5 protein-coding genes are annotated in these 12,208 nt (G+C 49.8%); all 5 read right to left on the reverse strand.

All coding sequences use genetic code 11. The annotated features are described in order from the left end of the window. Positions 1-82: 82 nt before the first annotated feature. Positions 83-6,598: a PAS domain S-box protein gene (locus BV372_RS33035; protein ID WP_143845447.1), complete on the reverse strand. Its 6,516-nt coding sequence runs from the start codon at positions 6,596-6,598 to the stop codon at positions 83-85. A gap of 78 nt (positions 6,599-6,676) precedes the next feature. After that, on the reverse strand, positions 6,677-7,003 hold the full coding sequence (locus tag BV372_RS33040) for a hypothetical protein (RefSeq protein ID WP_086691490.1): 327 nt from the start codon (positions 7,001-7,003) through the stop codon (positions 6,677-6,679). A gap of 268 nt (positions 7,004-7,271) precedes the next feature. After that, on the reverse strand, positions 7,272-7,847 hold the full coding sequence (locus BV372_RS38080; protein WP_256973598.1) for a XisI protein: 576 nt from the start codon (positions 7,845-7,847) through the stop codon (positions 7,272-7,274). 41 nt (positions 7,848-7,888) lie between these two features. Continuing rightward, on the reverse strand, positions 7,889-10,885 hold the full coding sequence (locus BV372_RS33050) for an ATP-binding protein (RefSeq protein ID WP_086691494.1): 2,997 nt from the start codon (positions 10,883-10,885) through the stop codon (positions 7,889-7,891). Between the two features lie 144 nt (positions 10,886-11,029). After that, the gene (locus tag BV372_RS33055; RefSeq protein WP_256973599.1) at positions 11,030-12,052 is read right to left on the reverse strand and encodes a response regulator; all 1,023 of its coding nucleotides are present in this window, start codon (positions 12,050-12,052) and stop codon (positions 11,030-11,032) included. Between the last annotated feature and the right edge of the window lie 156 nt (positions 12,053-12,208).

The raw sequence follows: 12,208 nt of genomic DNA on the forward strand, positions 1-12,208 counted from the left end.
TCTATGGTGACGGCGGGATTGCGGGATAAGCGAGGGGTATTACCCCTTATTCACCAGCTGTATCCTTAAAGAAGTCGGGGATCTAAGGGCAAGGTAATCTGACAATAAACGTTGCACCCTGCCCAATACCTGGGCTGTGGGCGTGGATTGTACCACCGTGGAGTTCTACCAAGCTACGAGCGATCGCTAGCCCTAATCCTAGTCCTTTTTTTGCGTCTGGGGCTTGACGAAACGTATCAAAAATGTATGGCAGAAACTCGGCATCTATGCCGCAGCCTGTGTCACTGATGACAATCTGAGCTTGATTTTCATTACTTTCAAGACAAACCTCAATTGAGCGGCCATTTGGAGTAAATTTGACGGCATTGGTTAGTAAATTCAAGATGATTTGTTGTAAACGGTCTGGGTCGCCTTGAACTGTTACTGGTAATGGATCAAGTGTACACTCTAGGCGAATGGCTTTGGTTTGGAGGGATTGACGGACTGTGGCGATCGCAGTTTCAATCACTTCTTGCAGTTCAACTGGTTGGAGATTCAGGTTAATTTTACCCGCAGTAATCCGCGAGATATCGAGCAAATCTTCAACCAGCTTGGCTTGCAGAGTAGCATTGCGTTCGATAGTCTCCAAGGATTTCGTCAACATGGCTTGATTAGGCGGGCTGCTACGGAGTAACCGCGTCCAACCGAGAATGGCGACTAAGGGGGTATTGAGTTCGTGAGAAACTATTGATAATACCTCATCCTTCCTGTGGTTAATTGTTCTTTCCTGGCGGAGAGTTTCAGAGCGCAGCTGTGCCATTTGGAGATGAGCTAAGACACGCGTCACAAGTTCGGTGGCAGAGAAGGGTTTGATCAGGTAATCGTCAGCCCCAGCTTTGAGTCCTTCAATTACAGACTCTTCTCCGGCACGGGCAGACAGCAGAATGATGGGTACTTCTTTTGTCCGCGCATCGGCACGCAATGCTTTGAGTAATTCAAAGCCATCCACTTGTGGCATCATCACATCACTGAGAACCAGATCCGGCACTCGTTCAGTAACAATCGCCAGTGCGGCAGCCCCATCAGCGACAGCTTCTACTTCAACGTGTTCGCTTAATATCCGCGTCAGGTAATCGCGCATATCGGCGTTGTCATCGACGATGAGGACACGGGAGGGGGAAAGGGTAAGGGGTAAAGGGGAAGGGGGAGAGAAATCCTTTTCCCCTTTTCCCTTTTCCCTTTCCCCTTCTTCCCCTATCCACCGCTCTGCCTCTTGAACATAAGGCGCAGGACCTAATGCAGTTGATGTCAGGGTGCGTGTGGCTTGAGAGCGATCGCCTACGACGAGTCGTAGGCGATCGCTTGGCAGGTGTGCTGTACCTAATGAAATTGTGACTGTAAAACAGCTTCCTTGCCCTACAGTGCTGGTTACGTCTACGGTTCCACCATGCAGTTTGATTAATTCCTGCACCAAAGCTAGACCAATTCCAGACCCTTCATGTGTTCTGGCTTTTGCTTTTCGGACTTGGTAAAATCGCTCAAACAAATGGGGCAGTTCTTCTGGCTCAATCCCTGCACCTGTATCTTCTACTTGTAGGGTTACATGATAGTCATCGACCAGATGCAGCCTGAGAGTGATTTCGCCCTCAAAGGTGAACTTAAAGGCATTGGAAAGCAAATTGAGAACAATTTTCTCCCACATTTCCCGGTCTACGTATACAGGCTCAGCTAAAGGTGGGCAATCGACCACTAGGCGCAGCCCAGCCTGTTCAATGGCGGAACGAAATACTGAGGCTAATTCAGCCGTGAACATTGCCAAGTCGGTCGGTTCATAGACTGCTTCCATGCGTCCAGATTCGATGCGCGAGAAGTCAAGTAGAGTATTAACCAGTTTTAGCAGCCTCATCGTGTTGCGATGTACGAGTTCCAACCGTTCGCGTTGTACACCAGGCAGGGGATTGACCGAATCGCTCAAGGCATCTTGCACCGGAGCGAGTATCAGCGTCAGCGGCGTGCGGAATTCGTGGCTGACGTTGCTGAAGAAGAGAGTTTTGGCGCTATCAAGTTCTGCCAGTGCCTCTGCCCGTTGCCGTTCTTGTTCGCGGGCAGATTGTTCTCGCACCCGCTGAATTTCTGATTCGCGCAGCGATTCTTCGGCTCGGGCGCGTTCGACTGCTGCCCAAGTGCGCTCGGCCGTCTCCTCGACCAGGGCGATCTCGTCCGCCGTCCACTTCCGCGGAGTGGCTTGGTGGACGGCGAGGAAAGCCACGAACCGCCCTGCTTTGACTAGCGGGACACCGATGATGGCTTCGATCTCGACGGACTCGTAGGCGGTCCGCTCGTCGGCCGGCAGGTTGGGCAGGTCGTCCAGGCTGCTCCACACCAGGTTACGGCCCGCCCGCCACGTCTCTGTGACAAACTTCCCAAAGTCGTCGAGCCGGTGCCACCCGACCCTGGACGGCACGCCGGCCGTGTAATCGTTGACCCGGATGAGCGTCTGCGAACCTGTGCCCTCAGCCATCTCGGAGTAGAGCACCCGGTTCGCCCCGAGGTACTCGCCGAGCACACGGCAGGCGACTTCCTGGACTACGAGCGGGTCGGCGAGCGATCGCAGCGCATCCGACAACGTGACCCGGAAGGTATCAAGTTCAAAGGCACGGCGGAATTGGGCTTCTGAGCGTTTGCGATCGGTGACGTTGTTAAGCACAATGGCAACTTGGCGACTGCCCTCGCCTCCGACCCGCGAAAAGTAAACGTCCAACCAGCGGTTTAAGCCTTCGGCGTACTCTTCAACGCGGGTGGCAACGCCAGTCTGAAGCACTTGAGCGATCGTTTCCAACCAGTAGGATTCAATGATGGGATTGACTTCCACTGCCGTTTTGCCCACCACATTTTCCAATCCGCTCAATTGCTCGAACGCCGGATTGACTTCCAGATACCGCACGTCAATGAGTCTTTCGTGCTCGTCATAGATCGCTTCGCACAGCGCGTAGCCTTCGTCGATGGAAGTGAACAGCGATCTGTATTTTGCTTCCGACTGGCGCAGGTCTGCTTCGGCGCGGGCACGTTCGATTCGGAGCCAAACCCGCGCGGAGAGTTCCCGTAAAAGCTCGATTTCGTCTTCACGCCAAACCGAAGGCTTGCTGCGCGCGACGCCCAGATCGAAAACCCAGCGTCCATTGCTTAAGTAGGGCGTGTTGACGATCGAACCGATGCCGAACATCTCAAACGCTGCGATCTGTCCGGGCGTGCGCGTTCCGTCGCGTACGTCGTTGACGACCATCGAATGCCCGGCGCAGAGCAGACGATGTTCCTCTTTGGTGTGATAATCGGCGAGTACGAAGCTTCCGCTGATTTCAAGCTGACCGGGGGGATGGCTGGGGAGCAGATAGGTGCATGTGCCCGCCTCCGGGAAAATCTCGACGAACATGTAGCGCGACAAATCGAGATGTTCGGTGATGCGCCTGCCCGCCATTTCCATGACTTCTTCGGCAGTGACGAGCGGCGCAAAATCGTTCATCAAGTCGGCGAGAAAAGTGAGATTCGCTTCACGGCGTTTGCGATCGGTGATGTCGCTAAAAACGGTGCAGACTTGACGGTTGCCCACGCCCCCAACCCGCGAAGCGTAAGCCGAATACCAGCGATCGGTCGCCTGGTTGTAGTTTTCAATCCGCTGCGGGTTGCCCGTCTTCAACACCTGATCATAGGTTTCGAGCCAGTAGCGTTCGGTGTTTGGAGCAATCTCGCTACCCAACTTGCCGACTACGTTTTTGAGTCCCGTCTGCTGCTCGAAGACTGGATTGACCTCCACGAAACGGTAATCCACCGCCTGACCATTCTCGTCGTAAATCATCCCGAAAATACAGAAGCCTTCGTCGATCGACTCAAACAGCGATCGATATTTTTCTTCCGATTCGTGTAAGGCGGCTTCGGTCTGCTTACGAGCGGTGATATCACTGCCAGCGCCAAACCATTCGATGATGTCTCCCTGTGCATCTAGCATTGGAATGGCACGCGAGAAGACCCAGCCGATCGAGCCGTCTTCTCGAATCACCCGATGCTCTAACTCAAAGGTCGTCTTAGTGCGGATGGCGGCTTCAATTGCCGCCCATACCAGCGACTGCTCTGCGGTCGGAATATAGGTTTCAATCCAGGTCTGGCTTGGCGTTTCGGTGTTGATGAGAATCTTGTTCCCTTCGAGGTTCCGCATCTCACGCCAATCGGCGCTCATGCGGTACACCATGTCTGAGCTTGCCGTCACAAATAAGCGAAATCGTTCTTCGCTCTCACGTAACGCTGCTTCAGCCCGTTTGCGTTCGGTGATGTCGGTGAACAGGACTGCCACGCGGCGGCTGCCGTCTCCGCCCAAACGGAAAACATACAGGTCAAAAACACGACCCAGGGTGGCTTCACCTTCTTCAAGCCGGATCGGTTCACCCGTTTCGGCAACACGTCCATAAACTTTTGCCCAATTTGAGTTGGGTGTCCCTAGAAGTTCCGTGGCTTTACGTCCAACCGGATACTCCATGCTGGTCTGCTTTACGAAAGCGGGATTGACTTCCAAAAACAGGAAATCGTTCCACTCGCCGTTGTCGTCTGCCAAGACTTCGACAACCGCATAGGCTTCGTCCATTGAGTTGAACAGCGATCGATATTTTCCTTCCGACTCGCGCAAGGCGGCTTCCGCTTGTCGCTGCTCGATCAAGTCAGCGGCTTGGCGGGCGAGTAAATCGAGAAACCGTAGTTCGCGATCGCTCGGTCGATGGTGTTTGCGCCAATGAGTGGAAAACATGCCGACGAGGCGACCGCTACGCGAAAGCAGCGGTGTAGACTGCACCGCTCTGACACCAGAAAGGCGGTAAGCATCGAGATCCTCTGTGCCAGCCATAAAATCGCACTTTTCAACATCTGGCACAATCACGCGATCGCCTCTGTGCAACGCCGCGCCGCAAGTACTACCTGAATCAAGGCGCACCCACTCCCAAAATGCTGCCGATGCTGGGTTAAATCCCTTCCACGTCAGTAGCTGAAGCTCGTTTCTTGCGGGGTCAAGTATTTGTATACTGCCCATATCCGATCGCATTAAAGCGATCGCCGCATCGACAATCTGCTCGTAAAGGGCATTGATGTTTTCTGACTGAATCAACTGACTGCTGATGTGCTGTAACTGCTTTGTATCAGCCAGTTCTTGCGCCAGTTTGGCCTCGTTGTCACGCAAAGCTGCTTCCGCCCGTTTGCGTTCGCCTTCGGCGCGCTTGCGATCAGTAATGTCATAGGAAACGGCAAGCACTGCATAGACTTCGCCGTTTTGAGAATAAAGTGGCGTTCCTCGTGAGATGTAAGTGCGATCGTGTGCATTATGTTCGTGTTCAAACGGCTCACCAGCAAGAGCTTTGCGGTAGTTCACCTCGTAATTTGCCGCTAATTCGGGACTCAGTATCTCAAAAATGGTTTTGCCAACTAAATCTTCGCTTTTGAATCCTGCGGTATGGAGTGCTTCGCCTTCAGCCAGCAGATAGCGCAGATTGCGGTCAACAACAAACGCCGCCCCACCGGGCAGATTCTCAATCATTCCCCGCAAGCGTGCTTCTGATTCGCGCAATTGTTCGGTCGCAGTACGCTGTTCGTGAATGTCGATCGCGGCTCCAAACCATTGAGTGATGCGTCCGTCACCATCAAAAACTGGCTCTGCCCTAACTTCAAACCAGCGATAGTTTCCGTTTGCGTCCCGAATCCGGTGTTCTTGCCGCAGGGGACGATGCTCATCCACTGCGTTCTGAAAGTTGGCGAGGGACTGGGCGCGATCGCTCGGATGGATTACCTCCAACCAGCCATAGCCTTGCGCTTCCTCCATTGTCTGCCCGGTGTATTCCAGCCATCGCTGGTTATACCAACCAGTTTTACCTGTGGGGTCACTGCGCCAAAGCATATCAGGCACAAGGTCTGCGATCGCATGGAAGTATGCCTCCGACTCTCTCGCCAACTCTTCGGCTCGTTTACGTTCGGCAGCTTCCGCCTCTAGTTGGACATTCTTCGCTAGCAATTCCTGGGTTTGTCGCTGATTCAGTAGCAATGCAGCAGCAAAGTCTGCCAAACTCGTCATTACCCGCACATCTTCCGAGTCAAAATGCCGTTGCTCATCGTGCGACATAATCCAGATAGTGCCTAAGGCATGGTTATCTGCAATTAGCGGTAACACTAACCCTTCCACAATGGGAGTGTTTGCTGCTTGTATATAAGTAAAATAGCGATCGGGATAAGAGTAAAGTTGAGGAGTACCGCGATCCAGGCAGACACCACAGGGGCTAAAATTGCGGGGTGTAGTGCCGCCTAGGTACTCTGCTAACGCTCCTGCCAACACATTCCAGCGAAAGATTTCTTCCCCATTTGGTGTTATTTCTAGTAAACTGACCCCTACTGTTCCCGCAATGCACAATTCTAGTGCTATGTCAACTAATTTCTGAAGCATCGTTTGGGGCTGATTTACCAACTGCCGCGCCAATACGTGCAATGCTTGATTTTCTTGATGTAAGTTTGCTACACGCGGATTTCGCCAGGGCAACTCCTCGGAGATGACAAAATCTTCTAACGTAACTGTTTCTCTTTGAGGTTTTTGCATAGCGCTTATAGCTTCAGCAGTTCACCAGCAAAATGGCTATTAATTGCAATTTTACTCACCAATTAGGTAGCTTGCTTCTCATTGCCGGTGATTATTAACAATTAAAAAAATACGTAGACGCTTTGGTGCGGCTATGGTGTACACATAGGTACTTTGTTTAACAAGACAAGGACTTTGTTTAACAAGGCAAGCACTTTCTTTAACAAGGTCAACACTTTCTTTAACAAGGCAAGCACTTTGTTTAACAAGGCAAGCACTTTCTTTAACAAGCCAAGGACTTTCTTTAACAAGCCAAGGACTTTCTTTAACAAGCCAAGGACTTTGTTTAACAAGGCAAGCACTTTCTTTAACAAGGTAAGCACTTTCTTTAACAAGCCAAGGACTTTCTTTAATAAAGGGGAGCATCCCAAATGTGTAAATTGATTTTTGTAGTGATCGCTCTCTAGCCTGCTTCCTTGACCTTAGGGAGCAAGATGCTCCCACTACAAATTTATCAAAGGCAGCTTGACGGTAAACGTTGCGCCTCGTCCAATTCCATCACTCGCTGCCTCAATTGTACCGCCGTGTAGTTCTACGAGTTGACGCGCGATGCCGCTTTGCGTCTACGCCAGCCCCAACCAAGCCGACTCCTTGAAAAGCATTGATGAGAATGCCAGAGTCGAGATAGACAATCTTAAGGCTTGTTGCCCACATCTTTGAGTAAAGCAGCTGCAAGCCGTTCTCTCACACTGGGCGATCGAAATCCTAAAACAATATCTTGGGGCGCAACACCGCGCCCAATCAATTCTCGATCGATGAAAATTTCAGTGCTGTTATGCTGAATCCAAACTTTGCCCTCAATCAGGTCTAGCTGCATGGCGCAACCATAAATGCGGTACTCGCCGCGCCAGCCATTATGCATGACGAGATAGCGATCGCGCTCATTATCAAAAATCAACTGGGCTTCTGGATCGTCGGCGGCGAAATTCTCTAAAAAATCGCGCACATTTTGGCGATATCGATCTACTCGATCCATTGTTAAATCACCTCTTGATTCGGATTGTAAATAATCAAGCGAACTTTTACGGGAGCGGTTCTTGAACTTACGGAAGCGGTCTGGCAACTTATGGGAGCGGTTTCGCAATTTATGGGAGCGGTCTGGCAACTTACGGAAGCGGTCTGGCAACTTACGGGAGCAGTCTGGCAACTTATGGGAGCGGTCTGGCAACTTATGGGAGCGGTCTGGCAACTTACGGGAGCGGTCTGGCAACTTATGGGAGCGGTCTAATATGTAGCGTTAACGGTCTACGCTTACATTATCAAAGGCAGCTTGACGGTAAACGTTGCGCCTCGTCCAATTCCATCACTCGCTGCCTCAATTGTACCGCCGTGTAGTTCTACGAGTTGACGCGCGATCGCCAGCCCCAACCCCAAACCCCCTGGTGTGTGTCTGCTGGGAACTTCCTCTTGAGTAAAGCGATCGAAGACATGGGGGAGAAAGTCGGCACTAATCCCGATACCATTGTCGCTGACTTGGATAGAGCACCAAGAGTCAACTGCATCAAGTCGAACTTCGATACTTCCTCCTTTAGGTGTAAATTTAATGGCGTTATGCAGTAATTTGGAGAAAACTTGCTGCAAACGAATTAAATCTCCGCAAACGCAAATATCCTTCTGTAGCGACTGGCGTCGCGTCTCTACAATTTGAATTCTTTTAGCCTGAGCATCGCTGAACATTGTCTGCATCACTTCACCAACAGTAGAAGTGAGATTGACTGGCTGGCGATCTATGTGGACTTTACCTGAGAGAATAGTTGAAATATTCAGCAAATCCTCAATCAGCATTGCCTGGTTGTTAGCGCTGCGCTCAATTGTGTCTAAAGCGCGTAAAGCAGTAGACCGATCCAGCTGATTTGAACGTAGTAAGCGAGTCCAGCCCAGGATAGCAACCAAGGGAGCATGAAGTTCGTGAGTAACAGTTGCTAAAAACTCATCCTTGAGGTGATTTGAAGATAATTCCTGACGCAGACGCGCCATTTGTAAGTGAGAATCTACGCGAGCGACCAATTCCTGGGCAGAAAAGGGCTTGATTATGTAGTCATTTGCTCCTGCTTGCAAACCTTCAATTGCCGCTTCTTCTCCTGCACGAGCCGACAGCATGATGATGGGTATGCCTTTTGTCTTTGGGTCAGCACGCAATGCACTCAACAATTCAAAACCATCCATTTCTGGCATCATTACGTCAGTAAGTACCAAATCTGGCGGTTGCAATGAGACAGCAGCTAGTGCAGCAACTCCATTGTTCACAGCTTCTACCTGCCATTGCTTTGATAGCAGACGCGCTACATAGTCCCGCATATCGGTATTATCATCCACTAACAAAATGCGCGCAGTCGAGAACTGCGAGGAATTTATCGGGGGTGGGTTTGGGGCCGCCACTTTGTGGCGGCCCCAAACCCATAAATTTTCTTCTGTTAGCCATTGCTGTGCTTCCTCGAAATAGAGGGCAGCACCTACTGATGTTGATGCTAGTGTAGGTTTGGCACTAATTTGATTGCTTGGCAAGTGCAATAAGCCTGTGGGTAGAGTTACTGTAAATGTCGTTCCCTTACCGAAGACACTCTCCACGTTGACAGTGCCGCCATGTAGGTGAACGAGTTCAGCCACCAAAGCAAGCCCAATACCCGATCCTTCATGATTCCTGGCTTTTACGCCTCGTATGCGGTGAAAGCGCTCAAAAATTTTCGGTAACTCTTCATCAGTAATGCCTGTGCCTGTATCGCGTATTTTTAGCTCTACTTTGTCACCTATTTGGTGTAATGAGACGGCAATCTCTCCAGTGAAGGTGAACTTAAAGGCATTAGAGATTAAGTTAAGAACTATCTTTTCCCACATTTCGCGGTCTACATACACGAGGTCGCTTAGGGGCGGACAATCCACGATTAATTGCAAAGAAGCTGTTTCAATCGCCGAACGAAACACTGAGGCTAACTCGGCTGTGAATTGGGCTAAATCAGTTGGCTCATAAACTGCTTGTATTCTGTCTGCTTCAATTCGGGAGAAGTCAAGTAAGGTATTGACTAGTTTGTGCAATCTCATGGCGTTTCGCTGAACAATCGCCAGTTGTTCGCGCTGTTCGGGCTGGAGTGAAGCGTGTGTTTGGGCGATCACTTGCTCAAGTGGATTGAGTATCAACGTTAGCGGCGTGCGAAATTCATGGCTGACGTTGGTGAAGAAGGCTGTTTTAGCGCGGTCGAGTTCTGCCAACGCCAGAGCGCGTTTAAGTTCTTTCTCGTAAGCTTGGGCGTTGGCGATGGAATTTTCAACCTGCTGTGCGACCAATTCGAGCAATGTGCGGTATTCGCCATCTAAATCGAGGCGTGGGCTGATTCCAGCAACGAGCAGACATTCCACAATTTTTTTGTTAGCACTCAAGATGGGTAAAATCATGGCAGAATGGAGGCTTTCTGACCACGGTTCTCCGGCAAATGAACCGAATCGTTTGACAACATCCGTGACAACCTGCGGCTGTTGATGTTGCAGTACTTCAGAAAACGACCAGACATCAGCACCACAAGCGAGAGTGAGATCGATACTCGTGGGTGCAGCGGCACTACCTGCGGGGAGTCCTGTTGATGCAACGAGTTCTGCCTGCTTGCCTTGCTTGTCAATCAGATAAAACAGGGCAAAGGGAATATCGTAAGGGTTTAGGGTACGGGCGGCTGCGAGACAAGCTTCTGTTGGTGTTTTTGCCCCTGTTCCGGCAGTTGCTAATTCCCGTAGCATGGCAAGGCGACGTTGACTGATTACCTGCTTAGTGGTTTCAGTGACGGTATTGAGTATCCCGCTGATGTTGCCAGTTTCATCCCGAACGGCACTGTAGCAGAAGGTGAAATACGACTCTTCCACGTAGCCTTTACGGTTGGGATGGAAACTTTGGTCTTTCGCATAAATTGCTTCGCCCGTACTCATGACTTGCTCGAACAGTGGCTCAAGCACATCCCAGATTTCTAGCCACGTCTGGCTGCCAGGTTGTCCAAGGGCAGTTGGGTGCTTTGCCGTACCGAGAATAGGAGCAAAGTCATCGTTGTAAAACTGGATATAGTCACGCCCCCAAAACAGACACATTGGAAAGCGAGAGGCAAGCAAAATACTGATGGAGGTACTTAGGCTCTGTCCCCAGTCAAGGGCAGAACCCAGTGAAGTTTGCGACCAATCGCGCGATCGCATCAACTCACCCATCTCGCCACCGCCTGCAAACACATCTAAAGCGGAAGCGGCTTTCTTGCTTTCGGTTAAGCTGTCCATGTTTCGTGGGAAAAAATCTAGTAAAATTCTCTCTTCTTCAGGTTAATGAATTTCAGGGCGTTACTGAATTGAAATATAATTTCAAGTTCTTGAAAACCTAAAACTCTTTTCTCCCCCAGCCTCCCCTGCTCCCCCTGCTCTCTTTCACCCTCGCCCAGCCAGCTGTGCAACCATTGCAATCAACTCCGTTGGCGCAGCCAGTTTATGCAAGTGTGATTGAAAACCTGCGTTGAGTGCCTTTGTTCGGTCTTCTCCAAGATAAGCTGTCAATGCAGCAGTGGGAATTTGCCATCCTTTCTCAGCTTCTAGTGCCTTGATTTTGCGAATCAAAGCATAGCCATCTTCATCAGGCATTCTGATATCACTAATGATGACATCGGGACGCGATCGCTCTAATTCTTCCAAAGCCTCTGCCACTGTTGCAACTGTTGTCACTTCTACCCCATGTTGCATTAGCACTGCTGCAATTAACTCGCGGGTATCAGCTTCATCATCTACAAACAGTACCCGTAAACCATCCAGCCCATTGGGTTTTGCAACAGGTGTACTCAAGCTTGGCACCTGCTGAGGTACTGCTAATTGCTTGTACTTGGTAATATTATGCAAACTTATCTGTAACGCACCCAAAGCTCCAGAAGTTGCTCGCCCAGGTTTCACCAACAGTAAAGCATCAAAAGCTTGTCCGCCACGGGGGCAGATAGAGACTTCCAATTCTTGTACAGACTTGACATTGAGCGACTGCTTGAATTTTCTCAGCAAGAATGGACGCTCTTGTTTGGATACAAAATTAATTAATGATTTGCCAATTAGCAAACTGGGCAATAAATTTAATAATGCAGCAGCAGTGTAGTTTATTTCTAGAATTATTCCTTCAGCATTTGTTACCAAATAGGCATTAGGTGCAAATTTGAATAAATCATGATAAACCTTACATTCTGCTATTATCTTTTCATTGTGTTGCAGCAGTTCTTCTTCAAGGAGTTGCATTAGTTTTAAATTAGCCTGCATTTCTTCTTTGAAGAATTCTAGATTTTTCATCGAAGTAGCAAGAGACTCCAACGCTTCAACTGTCTGTTGCTGCATAGAGTGCTCCACTATGTAACTTTCCAGCGTCTGTATCTGCTGCTGAATTATTTCAAAACTATAGTTAAATTCTTCTTGACTCACAACTAACTTTCCTCGTTACTACTTCAGCAATCTTCAGCTAACACAATATTTTTAATAGTCTTTGCGCTTATTTTCTTTCAAACAAGAATTACATAAATATAGCAATCCGATTTGATTACTGAAATTATTTACGTAGGGAGGGAACAGGGAACAGGG

The sequence above is a fragment of the Nostoc sp. T09 genome, from assembly GCF_002154695.1.
GTDB lineage: Bacteria > Cyanobacteriota > Cyanobacteriia > Cyanobacteriales > Nostocaceae > Aulosira.

Excerpts from the sequence above, each read along its gene's own strand:
- BV372_RS33050 (WP_086691494.1), bottom strand. The coding sequence starts at position 10,885 with ATGGACAGCTTAACCGAAAGCAAGAAAGCCGCTTCCGCTTTAGATGTG.
- BV372_RS33035 (WP_143845447.1), bottom strand. The coding sequence starts at position 6,598 with ATGCAAAAACCTCAAAGAGAAACAGTTACGTTAGAAGATTTTGTCATC.
- BV372_RS33040 (WP_086691490.1), bottom strand. The coding sequence starts at position 7,003 with ATGCTCCCCTTTATTAAAGAAAGTCCTTGGCTTGTTAAAGAAAGTGCT.